14 protein-coding genes are annotated in these 15,915 nt (G+C 71.0%); 6 read left to right on the forward strand and 8 right to left on the reverse strand.

The window, feature by feature from the left end:
* Positions 1 to 59 precede the first annotated feature (59 nt).
* Positions 60 to 1,052 (forward strand): COX15/CtaA family protein, encoded by a 993-nt coding sequence (locus tag JNO44_RS13080; protein ID WP_205364163.1) that lies wholly within the window; start codon positions 60 to 62, stop codon positions 1,050 to 1,052.
* A gap of 6 nt (positions 1,053 to 1,058) precedes the next feature.
* Here JNO44_RS13080 and JNO44_RS13085 read toward each other — a convergent pair whose 3' ends face one another.
* The 3 genes from JNO44_RS13085 to JNO44_RS13095 form a co-directional block, all read right to left on the reverse strand.
* Positions 1,059 to 2,108: an amidohydrolase gene (locus JNO44_RS13085; protein ID WP_205364165.1), complete on the reverse strand. Its 1,050-nt coding sequence runs from the start codon at positions 2,106 to 2,108 to the stop codon at positions 1,059 to 1,061.
* A 130-nt stretch (positions 2,109 to 2,238) separates the two neighbouring features.
* Complete coding sequence (locus JNO44_RS13090) at positions 2,239 to 2,625, reverse strand: type 1 periplasmic-binding domain-containing protein (protein ID WP_205364167.1); 387 nt, start codon at positions 2,623 to 2,625, stop codon at positions 2,239 to 2,241.
* A gap of 85 nt (positions 2,626 to 2,710) precedes the next feature.
* A complete protein-coding gene (locus JNO44_RS13095; protein ID WP_039641890.1) occupies positions 2,711 to 3,661 on the reverse strand; it encodes a heme o synthase in 951 nt (316 codons plus the stop codon).
* Between the two features lie 524 nt (positions 3,662 to 4,185).
* On the opposite strand from JNO44_RS13095, the gene tkt reads away from it, so the two are divergent.
* The 5 genes from tkt to pgl are packed head-to-tail and all read left to right on the forward strand — an operon-like array spanning position 4,186 to position 10,792.
* Positions 4,186 to 6,291, forward strand: coding sequence for a transketolase (gene tkt, locus JNO44_RS13100; RefSeq protein WP_205364168.1), 2,106 nt, complete (start codon positions 4,186 to 4,188; stop codon positions 6,289 to 6,291).
* Between the two features lie 34 nt (positions 6,292 to 6,325).
* Positions 6,326 to 7,444, forward strand: coding sequence for a transaldolase (gene tal, locus JNO44_RS13105; protein WP_205364169.1), 1,119 nt, complete (start codon positions 6,326 to 6,328; stop codon positions 7,442 to 7,444).
* A gap of 5 nt (positions 7,445 to 7,449) precedes the next feature.
* Positions 7,450 to 8,982 carry a glucose-6-phosphate dehydrogenase gene (gene zwf / locus JNO44_RS13110; RefSeq protein ID WP_205364170.1) on the forward strand — a complete coding sequence of 511 codons (1,533 nt, stop codon included), beginning with the start codon at positions 7,450 to 7,452 and terminating at the stop codon, positions 8,980 to 8,982.
* Entirely contained in the window at positions 8,979 to 10,013 is a 1,035-nt protein-coding gene (gene opcA / locus JNO44_RS13115; RefSeq protein ID WP_205364171.1) for a glucose-6-phosphate dehydrogenase assembly protein OpcA, read from the forward strand. The genes zwf and opcA overlap by 4 nt, the downstream gene beginning before the upstream one ends.
* Complete coding sequence (pgl, locus tag JNO44_RS13120) at positions 10,010 to 10,792, forward strand: 6-phosphogluconolactonase (RefSeq protein WP_073445009.1); 783 nt, start codon at positions 10,010 to 10,012, stop codon at positions 10,790 to 10,792. The genes opcA and pgl overlap by 4 nt, the downstream gene beginning before the upstream one ends.
* A gap of 89 nt (positions 10,793 to 10,881) precedes the next feature.
* Here the strand turns inward: pgl and pgi are convergent, their stop codons facing one another.
* From pgi to JNO44_RS13145, 5 genes are all read right to left on the reverse strand, one after another.
* A complete protein-coding gene (gene pgi, locus JNO44_RS13125; RefSeq protein WP_205364172.1) occupies positions 10,882 to 12,534 on the reverse strand; it encodes a glucose-6-phosphate isomerase in 1,653 nt (550 codons plus the stop codon).
* A 461-nt stretch (positions 12,535 to 12,995) separates the two neighbouring features.
* The gene (locus JNO44_RS13130; protein ID WP_016578660.1) at positions 12,996 to 13,331 is read right to left on the reverse strand and encodes an RNA polymerase-binding protein RbpA; all 336 of its coding nucleotides are present in this window, start codon (positions 13,329 to 13,331) and stop codon (positions 12,996 to 12,998) included.
* A gap of 152 nt (positions 13,332 to 13,483) precedes the next feature.
* Positions 13,484 to 13,720, reverse strand: a complete 237-nt coding sequence (secG, locus tag JNO44_RS13135) for a preprotein translocase subunit SecG (protein WP_039637546.1) — start codon at positions 13,718 to 13,720, stop codon at positions 13,484 to 13,486.
* A gap of 141 nt (positions 13,721 to 13,861) precedes the next feature.
* Positions 13,862 to 14,638 (reverse strand): triose-phosphate isomerase, encoded by a 777-nt coding sequence (gene tpiA, locus JNO44_RS13140; RefSeq protein WP_039637545.1) that lies wholly within the window; start codon positions 14,636 to 14,638, stop codon positions 13,862 to 13,864.
* 6 nt (positions 14,639 to 14,644) lie between these two features.
* Entirely contained in the window at positions 14,645 to 15,856 is a 1,212-nt protein-coding gene (locus JNO44_RS13145) for a phosphoglycerate kinase (RefSeq protein WP_205364174.1), read from the reverse strand.
* Positions 15,857 to 15,915: the final 59 nt, after the last annotated feature.

Raw genomic sequence — 15,915 nt, forward strand, 5'->3', positions numbered from 1 at the left:
AACGCCGCAAACCCGACCCTCGTGAAAACGCGCACAAGCCGCCGCCTACGATGACTCCCGTGCCGAACACGCTGAATCCCTTTGAGCTGATCGCCCGCCGCTGGCAGCCCTCCGCGCGCTTCGTCGAGCGGGCGGCGCTCGCCACCGTCGTGATGGCCGTGGTCATCGTCGTGACCGGTGGTGCGGTCCGGCTGACCGAGTCCGGGCTGGGCTGCTCGACGTGGCCCCAGTGCACGCCGGACAGCCTCACCCCGACCGCCGAGATGGGCATCCACGGCCTCATCGAGTTCGGCAACCGCCTGCTGACCTACGTCCTGTGCGCCTTCATCGGGCTGTTCATCGTGGCGGCACGGGCCCGCGCACCGCGCCGCCACTCGCTCACCCGGCTCGGCTGGGCGCAGTTCTGGATCGTGATGGGCAACGCGGTCTGGGGCGGCATCGTCGTGCTCACCGGCCTGAACCCGTACCTCGTCGCCGCGCACTTCCTGCTCACCAGCGCCCTGTTGACGGTCTGTGTGCTGTCCTGGCAGCGCGCCAAGGAGGGCGACGGGGAGCCGCGCGACCTGGTCTCCCCCGCGGTCCGGCAGCTCTCCTGGGTGCTGGTGGTCGCGGTGGCCGCGCTGACGGTGATCGGCACCGTCGTCACCGGCACCGGTCCGCACGCGGGCGACGCCCGCAAGGTCCACCGCATCCCGCTGGACTGGCAGGAGGTGACCCAGCTCCACGTCGACTTCGTCTACATCGTCGTCGGGCTGACCGTCGCCCTGTTCTTCACCCTGCGCGCGGTCAAGGCGCCGCCGGCCCCGCGCCGCGCCGCCCTGGCCCTGTTCGCCACCCTCGCCTTCCAGGGCGTCGTCGGCTACGTCCAGTACTTCCTGAGCCTGCCGACGCTGGTCGTCGGACTGCACATGTTCGGCTCGACGCTGGTCTGGATCGCGGTGCTGCGGGTCTTCCTCACCCTGCGCGACCGCGGCCCGGTGCCCGCCGCGCCGGACGCACTCGTCGACGGCGAGGCCGCAGAGGCCCGACCGGCCGCCACCACCGCGGCCTAGCAACACCTACGCCGCGGAGGCCAGTCCGTAGACCCGGCGGGCGGTGCCGGAGCCGACCATCTCGGCGATCCGCCGCCCGTCCGCCGGGGCGCACAGCCCCTCGGCGGTCCACTCCCCCACGACGCGATCCATGGCCCGCCGGAAGAGCCGGGCCGCGGTGACGTAGAGCTCGGGCAGCCCGCGCGCCCCCGAGGAGAACAACAGCTTGCCGAACGGCGCCTGGCCCAGCGTCTCCTCGGGACACGGGCCGACGTCCGCGTAGACGTGGGCGTGCACGGCGGCCAGTTGCGCGGCCCGCCGGTGGTGCGGGGCCTGGGGCAGCAGAACGAGATCGGAGCCGGAACCGAGCCCGGCGGTGGCCCGCAGGAAGTCCGCCAACGGCTGCGGATCGGCGCAGTGCAGCTGCACCGGGAGCCCGGTCGCCACCGCGCTCCACAACAGGTGCCGGACGAGCGCGGGCTCCGCCAGCGGCTCCCCCGGGCGACGATCGCGCAGCCAGCGGTCCGCGGCGCGCCGCACCGCGCCCGCATCGGGCGCCCACCCCTCGCAGTACGTGCCCCCGCAGGCGAAGGCGGTCGCGTGCTGGGCGGCGGAGTAGAGGGCCTCGGCGGTGTAGCCGAGGAAGGCGTCGACACTGCCGGAGGTGTCGGCGACCTGTTCGGCGAGCGGTTCGAGCCGGACGACCTCGTGGGCGCGGGCATCGGCGGCATCGGCGAGTTCGGCGGCGGACGTCAGACCGCCGGGGGCACCGGACTCCACCAGGAAGGTCTCGATGCCGGCGCCGCGGAGCAACATCCGGCCCGCGTGGAAGGCGCCCACCTCGCGCCGTCGGGCCAGATAGCGCACCGGCGCGCAGTGCGGCTCCAGGCCGAGCAGGGGCGGGCACCAGCGGCGTATCGCGAGACCGGTGCGGGTCTCGAAGTGGCTGGTGCCCGCGGGGGCCGGGCCCCGGGCCCCGGCCGCGGCGCCCAGTTGGGCCTCGAAGGAACCGAGGCCCAGTTCACCGTGGACGGCACCGTGACTGTGCTGGTCGATGAGCGGGGGGAGTGTGTCCATCCGCCCCTCCTCGCCGTCGGCCCGCCGGGCGTGGCCGGTCCACCGCGCCTGGTGAGCTTAACGGGCGAGCGGGTGGTGAGGTAGCGGGCGATGCGCCCCGGCGCACGGCACCGGGGCGGGCCCGCGGGCCTCAGGCGTTGGCCGGGCCGCCCAGCTGGAGGCCGGCCATCCGCGACCACTCGTAGCGGCCGGTGCGGACCTTGGCGGCCAACTCGCCGTCGAAGTCGTCCTGGAGGGCGATGCCCGCCTGCTCGGTGGCCTTCTTGGCGGCGAGGTAGCTGTCCGCGACCAGATTGCCCCACTCGCCGTTGGCGCCGACCAGGGCGATCCGGGTGCGGCCGCGGCCGATGTGGGCGAGCTGGCCCTCGGCGCTGCCGCCGTGGCTGCTCGCGAAGGAACGGATCTGCCGGGCGAGCCGGGCCGCCTGCTTGTCGGCCCGCTTCTGCGCCGGCGTCGCGGCGGCCGCGCCGCCCGCCGCCTGCTCGTCAGCCTGCTGGGTGTCTGCCATGGTCAGCATGTTACCCACCGGTACCGCCTTTGTGGGGGTGATCCGCCACACCTCCCGTCGCCACCCGAAGGGGGACGGGAGGCGACGGCAGCTCCTAGCGCAGGAAGGGGTCCACCGCGACGGCGACGAACAGCAGCGACACATAGGTGATGGACCAGTGGAACAGCCGCATCTCCTTGAGCTTGGCCCCGGTGAGGCCGGCCTTGGCGCGGACCTGGAGGGCGTGCGCCTCCCACAGCCAGAACGCGCCGCAGGCGACCGCGACCCCGGTGTAGAACCAGCCGGTGTAGCCCAGCGGCTGGAGCAGCAGCGAGACCCCGACCATCACCCAGCTGTAGAGGACGATCTGTCGGGCGACGACCTTGTTGCCCGCCACCGCCGGCAGCATCGGCACGCCGACCCGCTTGTAGTCCTCCGTGACCTTCATCGACAGCGGCCAGTAATGCGGCGGCGTCCAGAAGAAGATGACGAGGAAGAGGATGAAGGAGGCCCAGGAGACGGTGTTGGTCACCGAGGACCAGCCGATGAAGACGGGCATGCAGCCCGCGATGCCGCCCCAGACGATGTTCTGCGTCGTCCGCCGCTTGAGGATCATCGTGTAGACGACGACGTAGAAGAGCAGCGCCCCGAGGGAGAGCATCGCCGACAGCGGGTTGACGAGGTACCAGAACCACGCCGTGGAACCGACCGCGAGGACGGTGGCGAAGACCAGGCACTCGCGCGGCGAGACCATGCCGGTCACCAGCGGGCGCTGGGAGGTGCGGTCCATCATCGCGTCGATGTCGCGGTCGAGGTACATGTTGTACGCCGCGGCACCGCCGGCGGACAGGTAGCCGCCGATGCAGGTGGCCAGCACCAGCCACAGGTCCGGCACTCCGCCGGCCGCCAGGAACATCACCGGCACCGTCGTCATCAACAACAGTTCGATGACCCGCGGCTTGGTCAGCGCGATGAACGCCTTGACGCGGGCCCCGAACGGCCGGTTACCGGGACTCCCGGGGACCTGAGAGAGCCCCCCCGCAGGACGGGTTTCGACGGCCGTCACGCACACCCCTGGAAGTAACGTCTGCGGCCTGAGCCGCGGAGATAAGGCCAGCAAGCTCCGCCGGCAGTGAACACCCGGTAAAGGCTTGCGCTTACCACGCCACTTTAGACGTTGGCCATACGGCGGCTCTCGCGGGGGTGGGGTCGTGTTGGGCGCCCGGCCGCGGGCCGGCGGCGGCGACATTCCAGGCGGGCCCGGCGGCGGTTGGTCCTGAGCTTTCCCGGCCCGTTCACCCGGCGTTCGGGAGGCGGAGGCGCTCGGGGCCCGGCAGTCTGGTGCGTAGGGCGCGACCCGACGCCAGGAATGCCCCGAGCGCCGCTTTAGTTGCCCTAAGCGATAGATGATCCCGCGACAGCGACACCGTCCACCGAGTGAGCGCCAGGACCGCCGACTGAGCACCGGCTGAGCGCCGAAATCGCCGACTGAGCGTCGAAAAGGCGGGCGCATTCGCGGGGGTAGGCTCGACACCGCCTGGGCGGACATGCCGTCCGCGTTCGACATGTGGAGAGGAGCCCTGACTCAGGGTGAGCACCAAGCCGACCACCACAGATTTCGAGTGGACCGAACTGGACCAGCGGGCTGTGGATACCGTCCGAGTCCTGGCCATGGATTCCGTGCAGAAGGTCGGTAACGGCCATCCGGGTACGGCCATGAGCCTGGCGCCCGCCGCCTACGTTCTGTTCCAGAAGCTGATGCGGCACGACCCCGCCGATGCGGACTGGACCGGCCGGGACCGGTTCGTCCTCTCCGCGGGCCACTCCAGCCTGACCCTCTACATCCAGCTCTACCTCGCCGGCTTCGGCCTGGAGCTGGATGACTTGAAGAGCTTCCGCACCTGGGGCTCGAAGACCCCCGGTCACCCGGAGTACGGCCACACCACCGGCGTGGAGACCACCACCGGCCCGCTGGGCCAGGGTGTCGCCAACGCCGTGGGCATGGCGATGGCGGCCCGCTACGAGCGCGGCCTGTTCGACCCCGAGGCCGCGGCGGGCACCTCCCCGTTCGACCACATGGTGTACGTCATCGCCGGTGACGGCTGCCTCCAGGAGGGCATCGCCGCCGAGGCGTCCTCCATGGCCGGCCACCAGAAGCTCGGCAACCTCGTCATGCTGTGGGACGACAACCACATCTCCATCGAGGGCGACACCGAGACCGCCGTCTCCGAGGACACCTGCGCGCGCTACGAGGCGTACGGCTGGCACGTCCAGCGCGTCGCGCAGCTGCCCAACGGCGACCTGGACCCGGCCGGTCTGGCCGCGGCCCTGGAGGCCGCCAAGGCCGAGACCGAGCGCCCGTCGTTCATCGCGGCCCGCTCGATCATCGCCTGGCCGGCCCCGAACGCCCAGAACACCGAGGCCGCGCACGGCTCGGCGCTGGGCGAGGAGGAGATCGCCGCCACCAAGCGCGTCATGGGCTTCGACCCGGAGCAGACGTTCGAGGTGGCCGACGAGGTGCTGGCGCACACCCGTGGTGCCCTGGACCGCGGCCGCGAGGCCCGCGCCGAGTGGGAGAAGTCGTTCGCCGCCTGGCGCACCGCCAACCCCGAGCGCGCCGCCGAGTTCGACCGGATCGCCGCGGGCGAGCTGCCCGAGGGCTGGGCGGACCACGTCCCGTCGTTCGAGACCGGCAAGTCCGTCGCCACCCGTGCCGCGTCCGGCAAGGTGCTGCAGGCACTGGGCGCGGTCATCCCCGAGCTGTGGGGCGGCTCCGCCGACCTCGCCGGGTCGAACAACACGACGATCGACAAGACCTCGTCGTTCCTGCCGAAGGGCAACCCGCTGCCGGGCGCCGACCCGTACGGCCGCACCATCCACTTCGGCATCCGCGAGCACTCCATGGCCGCGGAGATGAACGGCATCGCGCTGCACGGCAACACCCGCATCTACGGCGGCACCTTCCTGGTGTTCTCCGACTACATGCGCAACGCCGTCCGGCTGTCCGCGCTGATGCACCTGCCGGTGACGTACGTGTGGACGCACGACTCCATCGGCCTGGGCGAGGACGGTCCGACCCACCAGCCGGTCGAGCACCTGGCCACGCTGCGCGCCATCCCGGGCCTGAACATCGTGCGCCCGGCCGACGCCAACGAGACCGCCCTCGCCTGGCGCGAGATCATGCGCCGCTGGACGAAGGAGTTCGGCGTGGGCGCCCCGCACGGTCTGGCGCTGACCCGTCAGGGCGTGCCGACGTACGAGGCCGACGAGAACACCGCCAAGGGTGGTTACGTCCGCTTCGAGGCTGAGGGCGGCGAGCCGCAGGTCGTGCTGATCGCCACCGGTTCCGAGCTGCAGCTGGCCGTCGAGGCCCGCGAGCAGCTCCAGGCCGAGGGCGTGCCGACCCGCGTGGTGTCGATGCCGTCGGTGGAGTGGTTCGAGGAGCAGGACCAGGCGTACAAGGACAGCGTGCTGCCGCCGTCCGTGAAGGCCCGGGTCGCCGTGGAGGCGGGCATCGGGCTGACCTGGCACCGCTACGTCGGCGACGCCGGCCGGATCGTCTCGCTGGAGCACTTCGGCGCCTCGGCCGACGGCAAGCTGCTGTACCGCGAGTTCGGCTTCACCCCCGAAGCGGTGGCCGCCGCCGCCCGGGCCTCGCTGGATCATGTTGCAGGGCTGGCCGACGCCGCGCACTGACGCCCGTATACGACAAGTAGGAGATGCAGAACCCATGACAGACGCACTCAAGCGCCTCTCCGACGAAGGCGTGGCGATCTGGCTGGACGACCTGTCGCGCAAGCGCATCACGTCCGGCAACCTGGCCGAGCTGATCGACCAGCAGCACGTCGTCGGCGTCACCACCAACCCCTCGATCTTCCAGAAGGCGATCTCCTCGGGCGACGGCTACAGCCAGCAGCTGGCCGACCTGGCGGCCCGCAAGGTCACCGTGGACGAGGCGATCCGCATGATCACCACGGCCGATGTCCGGGACGCCGCCGACGTGCTGCGCCCGGTCTTCGACGCCACCGGTGGCCAGGACGGCCGGGTCTCCATCGAGGTCGACCCGCGGCTGGCGCACAACACCGTGGCGACCATCGCCGAGGCCAAGCAGCTCGCGTGGCTGGTGGACCGCCCGAACACGCTGATCAAGATCCCGGCCACCAAGGCGGGTCTGCCGGCGATCACCGAGGTGATCGGCCTGGGCATCAGCGTCAACGTCACGCTGATCTTCTCGCTGGAGCGCTACCGCGAGGTGATGGACGCCTACCTCGCCGGTCTGGAGAAGGCCAAGGCCGCGGGCCTGGACCTGTCCAAGATCCGTTCGGTGGCGTCGTTCTTCGTGTCCCGCGTGGACTCCGAGATCGACAAGCGCCTGGAGAAGCTCGGCACCGACGAGGCCAAGGCCCTCAAGGGCAAGGCCGCCCTCGCCAACGCGCGCCTGGCCTACCAGGCGTACGAGGAGGTCTTCTCCTCCGCGCGCTGGACCGCCCTCGACAAGGCGGGCGCCCACAAGCAGCGTCCGCTGTGGGCCTCGACCGGCGTGAAGGACCCCGCGTACAAGGACACCCTGTACGTGGACGAACTGGTCGCCCCGGGCACGGTCAACACCATGCCGGAGGCCACCTTGGAGGCCACCGCCGCACGCGGTGAGATCACGGGCGACACGGTGCGCGGCACCTACGCCACCGCCCAGGCCGACCTCGACGCGCTCGGCGCGCTCGGCATCTCGTACGACGACGTCGTGCAGCTCCTGGAGGACGAGGGCGTGGAGAAGTTCGAGTCGTCCTGGAACGACCTGCTCAAGTCGACCGAGGCGGAGCTGGCGCGCCTCGCTCCCTCGGAGGGCTGATCCCCTTGACCGCTGTTCATGGAGCGAACCCGCTCCGTGACGCCGCGGACCGACGGCTCCCGCGCATCGCGGGGCCGTCGGGCCTGGTCATCTTCGGCGTCACGGGTGATTTGTCACGCAAAAAGCTGATGCCCGCGGTCTACGACCTCGCGAACCGGGGTCTGCTGCCGCCGGGCTTCTCGCTGATCGGCTTCGCCCGTCGCGAGTGGGAGGACGAGGACTTCGCGCAGGTGGTGTACGAGGCCGTCAAGCAGCACTCGCGCACCCCGTTCCGCGAGGAGGTCTGGCAGCAGCTGGTCCAGGGCTGCCGCTTCGTCCAGGGCAACTTCGACGACGACGTGGCGTTCGAGACCCTCAAGGACACCATCAACGAGCTCGACAAGGCCCAGGGCACCGGCGGCAACTACGCCTTCTACCTCTCGGTGCCGCCGAAGTTCTTCCCCAAGGTCGTCCAGCAGCTCAAGAAGCACGGGCTGGCCGAGCAGAAGGAAGGCTCCTGGCGCCGCGCGGTCATCGAGAAGCCGTTCGGCCACGACCTGAAGAGCGCTCAGGAGCTCAACCAGATCGTCCACGAGGTCTTCCCGCCCAACGAGGTCTTCCGGATCGACCACTACCTGGGCAAGGAGACGGTCCAGAACATCCTGGCGCTGCGGTTCGCCAACACCATGTTCGAGCCGCTGTGGAATCGCTCCTACGTCGACCACGTGCAGATCACGATGGCCGAGGACATCGGCATCGGCGGCCGGGCCGGCTATTACGACGGCATCGGCGCGGCCCGCGACGTCATCCAGAACCACCTCCTCCAACTGCTCGCGCTGACCGCCATGGAGGAGCCCGCCTCCTTCGAGGCGGACGCGCTGGTGGCGGAGAAGACCAAGGTGCTGGGCGCGGTCCGGCTGCCCAAGGACCTGGGCAAGGAGACCGTCCGGGCGCAGTACGCCGAGGGCTGGCAGGGTGGCGAGAAGGTCGTCGGCTACCTCCAGGAAGACGGCATCGACGCCAAATCGAAGACCGACACCTACGCCGCGATCAAGCTGGGGATCGACAACCGCCGCTGGGCGGGCGTCCCGTTCTACCTGCGGACCGGCAAGCGTCTGGGCCGTCGGGTGACCGAGATCGCGGTGGTCTTCCAGCGCGCTCCGCACTCCCCCTTCGACCACACCGCCACCGAGGAGCTGGGGCAGAACGCCCTGGTCATCCGCGTCCAGCCGGACGAGGGCGTGACCGTGCGGTTCGGTTCCAAGGTCCCCGGCACCTCCATGGAGGTGCGCGACGTGTCGATGGACTTCGCGTACGGCGAGTCCTTCACGGAGTCCAGCCCCGAGGCGTACGAGCGGCTGATCCTCGATGTGCTGCTCGGCGACGCCAACCTCTTCCCGCGGCTGGAAGAGGTCGAGCTGTCCTGGAAGATCCTCGACCCGATCGAGGAGTTCTGGGACAAGCACGGCAAGCCCGCGCAGTACCCGGCGGGCACCTGGGGCCCCATCGAGGCGGACGAAATGCTCGCACGAGACGGACGGAGCTGGCGTCGGCCATGAAGATCGATCTGACGGAAACCACGGCCAGCGCGATCAACAAGGCACTGGTCCAGGGCCGCCGCGCCATCGGCACCCCGGCCATCGGCATGGTGCTCACCCTCGTCATCGTCACCGACGAGGAGAACGCCTACGACGCCCTCAGGGCGGCCAACGACGCGTCCCGCGAGCACCCCTCGCGCACCCTCGTCGTCATCAAGCGGGTCAGCCGGACGCCGCGCAACCGCGCCAAGGCCCGGCTCGACGCCGAGGTGCGGGTGGGCACGGACGCCGGCACCGGCGAGACGGTGCTGCTGCGGCTGTACGGCGAGGCGATCGACCACGCCCAGTCCGTGGTGCTGCCGCTGCTGCTGCCGGACGCCCCGGTCGTGGTCTGGTGGGCGGTCAACGCCCCGCTGAACCCGGCCAAGGACCCGCTCGGCGCGCTGGCCCAGCGCCGCGTCACCGACGCCTACGCCGCCGAGCAGCCCATCGCGGAGCTGACCGGCCGCGCCGACACCTACACCCCCGGCGACACCGACCTGTCCTGGACCCGGATCACCCCCTGGCGCTCGATGCTGGCGGCGGCGCTCGACCAGTCGCCGTGCAAGGTGACCTCGGCCGTGGTCGACGGCGAGGAGTTCAACCCCAGCTGCGAGCTGCTCGGCATGTGGCTCGCCAGCCGGTTGGACGTGCCGGTGACCCGCACCGTCTCGCCCGGCCCCGGGCTCACCGAGGTGCGCCTGGAGACCACCGCCGGAACGATCGTCCTGGGCCGCCCGGACGCCTCGTTGGCCACCCTCGCCATGCCCGGCCAACCGGACCGGGCGGTGGCGCTCAAGCGCCGGGAGACCTCCGAGCTGCTCGCCGAGGAGCTGCGCCGGCTCGACCCGGACGACATCTACGCCGCCGCGCTGAAGTACGGCGTGGACCGGCTCCAGCTGCCGGGCGCCGGGACGCCCGCCGCCGACGGGCAGCCCGCGGCCAAGGCCGGGGACGCACCGGCCAAGCCGGTGGCGAAGAAGGCGCCCGCCAAGAAGGCAGCCGCCAAGTGAGCACACCCCAGGTCGTCGTCCACCGCGACAAGGAGCTGATGGCGAAGGCCGCCGCGGCCCGGCTGATCACCAAGATCGTCGATGCCCAGTCGGCCCGCGGCTCCGCCTCCGTCGTGCTGACCGGCGGGCGCAACGGCAACGGGCTGCTCGCGGCCCTGGCCGAAGCGCCCGCCCGGGACGCGATCGACTGGTCCCGGCTGGACCTGTGGTGGGGCGACGAAAGGTTCCTGCCCGACGGCGACCCGGAGCGCAACTACACCCAGGCCCGCGAGGTGCTGCTGGACAGCGTCCCGCTGGACCCGGACCGGGTGCACCCGATGGCGCCCTCGGACGGCCCGTTCGGCCATGACGCGGACGCCGCCGCCGAGGCGTACGCGGCCGAACTCACCGCCGTCGCGGGACCGGAGGACCACGGCGCGGTGCCGTCCTTCGACGTCCTGCTGCTGGGCGTCGGCCCGGACACCCATGTCGCCTCGCTCTTCCCCGAGCTCCCCGCCGTCTACGAGCAGGAGCGGACGGTGGTCGGCGTGCACGGTGCCCCCAAGCCGCCGCCCACCCGGATCTCGCTGACCCTGCCCGCGATCCGCGCGGCACGGGAGGTCTGGCTGCTCGCGGCCGGCGAGGACAAGGCCAACGCCGCGGCCATCGCGCTCTCCGGCGCCGGCGAGGTGCAGGCCCCGGCGGCCGGCGCCCGCGGTCGCAGCCGAACGCTGTGGCTGCTGGACGAGGCCGCCGCAACCCAGTTGCCGCGCGACCTCTACCCCCCGGCGTCCTCCTGAGCCGAACGGCGCGCCGGACCCACCGGCGCGCCGCACACACGCCGACGGCCCCACCCCTTGCGCGGGGGTGGGGCCGTCGGCGTCCTGTCTCAACGTCCGCGCAGCTCACGGTACTTGGCGACCAGCCCGGCCGTGGAGGCGTCCAGGCCCGGCACACCCGCGCCCTGGGTGAGCGCCGGCTCGACGCGCTTGGCGAGCACCTTGCCCAGCTCGACGCCCCACTGGTCGAAGGAGTTGATGTTCCACACCGCGCCCTGGACGAACACCTTGTGCTCGTAGAGCGCGATCAACTGGCCCAGCACGGACGGGCTGAGCTCCGACGCCAGGATCGTGGTGGTGGGGTGGTTGCCCTGGAAGGTGCGGTGCGGCACCAGCTCCTCGCCCACGCCCTCGGCGCGCACCTCGTCCGCCGTCTTGCCGAACGCCAGCGCCTGGCCCTGCGCGAAGAGATTGGCCATCAGCAGGTCGTGCTGGGCGACCAGATGCGGCTGGAGGTCCTCGACCGGGCGGGCGAAGCCCAGCAGATCGGCCGGGATCATCTTGGTGCCCTGGTGGAGCAACTGGTAGTAGGCGTGCTGGCCGTTGGTGCCGGGGGTGCCCCAGACGACCGGGCCGGTCTGCCAGCCGACCGGGTGGCCCTCACGGTCCACGGACTTGCCGTTGGACTCCATGTCCAGCTGCTGGAGGTAGGCGGTGAACTTGGAGAGGTAGTGGCTGTAGGGCAGCACGGCGTGCGACTGGGCGTCCCAGAAGTTGCCGTACCAGATGCCCAGCAGGCCCAGCAGCAGCGGGGCGTTCTCCTCCGGCGGGGCGGTCCGGAAGTGCTCGTCGACCAGGTGGAAGCCGGCCAGCATCTCGCGGAACCGCTCCGGACCGATCGCGATCATCAGCGACAGGCCGATGGCGGAGTCGTACGAGTAGCGGCCGCCGACCCAGTCCCAGAACTCGAACATGTTGTCCGTGTCGATGCCGAACTCGGAGACCTTCTCGGAGTTGGTCGACAGCGCCACGAAGTGCTTGGTGACGGCTTCCTGGCCGGCCCCGAGGCCGCTCAGCAGCCAGTCGCGGGCGGAGGTGGCGTTGGTGATCGTCTCGATGGTGGTGAACGTCTTCGAGGCGACGATGAACAGCGTCTCGGCCGGGTCCAGATCGCGGACCGCCTCGTGCAGGTCGGCGCCGTCCACGTTGGAGACGAAGCGGAACTGCATGTCCCGGTGGGTGTAGGCGCGCAGCGCCTCGTACGCCATCGCCGGGCCCAGGTCCGAGCCGCCGATACCGATGTTGACGACCGTCTTGATCCGCCGGCCGGTGTGCCCCTTCCAGGCGCCCGAGCGGACCCGGTCGGCGAAGGTGCCCATCCTCGTCAGGACGTGCTGCACGGCGGGGACGACGTTCTCCCCGTCGGTGGCGATGACCGCCGAGCCCGGTGCGCGCAGCGCGGTGTGCAGCACCGAGCGGTGCTCGGTGATGTTGATCTTCTCGCCGCGGAACATCGCGTCCCGCAGTCCGGCCACGTCGGTCGCGGCGGCGAGTTCGCGGAGCAGCCGCAGGGTCTCGTCGGTGACCAGGTGCTTGGAGTAGTCCAGGTGCAGATCGCCGACCTGGAGGGTGAAGCGCCCGGCGCGGCCGGGGTCCTTGGCGAACAGCTCGCGCAGATGCACCTCCCCCATCTGCTCGCGGTGCTTGCTCAACGCGGTCCACTCAGGCATCTGGTCGAGCCTGCTGCGGCCTTCTGCGTTCATTCGGACATCAGCCTTCTTCATCTCGTTAGCGGCCCCGCCACCCTCCAACCTAATTGATCAGAGCGCGATGGGGGCACCGCCCGCTCGAGCGAAGCCGAGAGCTTGGGGGAGCGTCGCCGAAGCGGGACCACCGCGGCGCCCCACAGCCGCCCGAACCCGCCGCGCAGGCCGAACACGCCAACTCCCGCCGCACCGCCCACGTCCGTACGCGCCATCCCCGCCCCCGTACCGCGCATCCCCCGGAGCGGGATCCGCCTCGTGCCCACCGTACGGTCGGCCACTGACAGCGGGCCTGGGGCAACCTCCCCATCCCGCACCTCAGATGCCGTGGGACGGGGCCGGGGAACGCGAACGGCCCGGCGGGAAGGACGCGGTGTCCCTCCCGGCCGGGCCGGTGATGCCGAGCGAGGTGCGATACGTGCGGGGGACGCCCTCGGCCCCCCGCCTGCGGTGCGGTTCCGTCAGATCTCGCCGCGGAGCTTGGCGAGCGCCTCGGCCAGGATCGCCTCGCCGTCGGCGTCGCTGCGGCGCTCCCGGACGTAGGCGAGGTGCGTCTTGTACGGCTCGGTGCGCGGCGGGTCCGGCGGGCTGTCCCGGTCCTTGCCGGCCGGAAAACCACAGCGGGGGCAGTCCCAGGTGTCCGGCACCTGGGCATCGCCGGCGAAGCTGGGCTGCGTCTCGTGCCCGTTGGAGCACCAGAAGGAGATGCGGATGCGCGGCGCGGACTCGCCACGCTCGGCCTCCCCCATCGGCCCCGCCCCGACCCGACTTCCTCGGATCGCGTTGCCACTTGCCACGGTCGTAACTCCCTGCGTAATGGTGCCGCGTGCCTCTCACAGCGACTGCGCTGCGGGCGCCCCAGTCTACGTAAGGCCCAACGCGCGTCCAGTGACACGAGTTACCGTCCCGGGACGCTGCCTTCATGATAGGCCGCGCCCCCGACGCCGTGTCAGCTGCCGAGCTTGACCAGGATGCCGAGCACCACGATGCAGGCGAACCACAGCAGACCGATCACGATGGTGATGCGGTCGAGGTTGCGCTCGGCGACGGAGGAGCCGCCGACCGAGGACTGCATGCCGCCGCCGAACATGTCGGACAGACCGCCGCCCTTCCCCTTGTGCATGAGCACCAGCATCATCAGCAGCACGCTGAAGACGATGAGGGCGATCGAGAAACCGATGACCACGGCTGGACCAACTCTCTGAGGACTTTCGGACGGAACGTGCCGACCGGCCGACGGGGCCGGACGGTGCGGGGCCGGGCGGTGCGCACGACACCGGACCCGGCCCCGACAGGGTACGACGGGCCGGGCCCGTCGTCATAGCTGCTACTGATCGCGGAAGCGGACGATCTTCACGAATTCGTCCGCGTCCAGGGCCGCGCCGCCGACCAGGGCGCCGTCGACGTCCGGCTGCGCCATGATCGCCGCGACGTTGCCGGACTTCACCGAGCCGCCGTACTGGATGCGGACCTTGTCGGCCAGCTCCTGGCTGTAGAGCTCGGCGAGGCGGCCGCGGATGGCACCGCAGACCTCCTGCGCGTCCTCGGGCGTGGCGACCTCGCCGGTGCCGATGGCCCACACCGGCTCGTAGGCGATCACGATCGTCTCGGCCTGCTCGGCCGGGACGTCCTTCAGGCCGCCGTCGACCTGGGCGAGGGTGTGCGCGACCTGGTTGCCGGCCTTGCGGACGTCCAGGCCCTCACCGACGCACAGGATCGGGGTCAGGCCGTGCTGGAACGCGGCCTTGACCTTGGCGTTGCAGATCTCCTCGTCCTCGCCGTGGTACTGGCGGCGCTCGCTGTGGCCAACGGCCACGTAGGCACACTTGAGCTTGGCCAGCATCGCGCCGGAGATCTCGCCGGTGTAGGCGCCGGAGTCGTGCGCCGACAGGTCCTGGGCGCCGTACTTGATCTTGAGCTTGTCGCCGTCGACGAGGGTCTGCACCGAGCGCAGGTCGGTGAAGGGCGGCAGGACCGCGACCTCCACCTGGTCGAAGTCCTTGTCGTTGAGGGCGAAGGCGAGCTTCTGGACGTGTGCGATGGCCTCAAGGTGGTTGAGGTTCATCTTCCAGTTGCCCGCCATCAGCGGGGTGCGGTCACTCACGGTTGTTCAGTCCTCCAGAGCGGCGAGGCCGGGGAGCGTCTTGCCCTCGAGGTACTCGAGGCTGGCGCCGCCGCCGGTCGAAATGTGGCCGAAAGCATTCTCGTCGAAGCCGAGCAGGCGCACCGCGGCGGCCGAGTCACCACCGCCGACGACGGTGAAGGCGTCCGAGTCCAGCAGCCCCTGGGCGACGGCCTTGGTGCCGTTCGCGTAGTCGGGGTGCTCGAAGACGCCCATCGGGCCGTTCCAGAACACGGTGCCCGCGTCGACGAGCTTCGCGGCGTAGAGCTCGCGGGTCTTCGGGCCGATGTCCAGGCCCTCCTTGTCGGCCGGGATGGCGTCCGCGGCGACGAGCTCGGGGTTGGCCGGGGCCTTGGTCTTCAGGTCCGGGAAGTCGGCCGACACCAGGACGTCGACGGGGAGCACGAACTCCACGCCGCGCTTCTCGGCCTCCGCCAGGTATTCCAGGCAGACCGGGATCTGGTCCTTCTGCAGCAGCGAGATGCCGACCTCGTGGCCCTTGGCCGCCAGGAAGGTGTACGCCATGCCGCCGCCGATCAGGATGCGGTCGGCCTTCTTGAGCAGGTTGTCGATGACGCCGAGCTTGTCGGAGACCTTGGCGCCGCCGAGCACCACCACGTAGGGGCGCCGGACTTCCTCGGTGAGCTTCTTCAGCACGCCGACCTCGGTGGCGATCAGGTCGCCGGCGGCGTGCGGCAGCCGCTTGGGCAGGTCGAAGACCGAGGCGTGCTTGCGGTGCACGGCACCGAAGCCGTCGCCGACGTAGAGGTCGGCGAGTTCGGCGAGCTGGTCGGCGAAGGCGCCGCGCTCGGCGTCGTCCTTGCTGGTCTCGCCGGCGTTGAAGCGGAGGTTCTCCAGGACGGCCACCTCGCCGTCGGCCAGACCCGCGACCACGGACGCGGCGGACTCACCGACCGTGTCGGTGGCGAACGCCACGCCCTTGCCCAGGATTTCGCCGAGCCGCTCGGCCGCGGGGGCCAGCGAGAAGGCGGGGTCCGGGGCGCCCTTGGGACGGCCCAGGTGGGAGGCGACGATCACCTTGGCGCCCAGTGCGCTGAGCTTGGCGATCGTCGGGGCGACGGCGCGGATCCGGCCGTCGTCGGTGATGGTGGTGCCCTCCAGGGGAACGTTGAGGTCGGCGCGGACGAAAACCCGCTTACCCGCAACGCCTTCCGTGGCGAGATCGTCGATCGTCTTCATGTGAAGTGACTCCGTTGTAGTCCGTCAAGGGACTTTATCCGTCATGGGACGGGGCCCGT

Source organism: Streptomyces noursei (genome assembly GCF_016917755.1).
Taxonomy (GTDB): domain Bacteria; phylum Actinomycetota; class Actinomycetes; order Streptomycetales; family Streptomycetaceae; genus Streptomyces; species Streptomyces yunnanensis.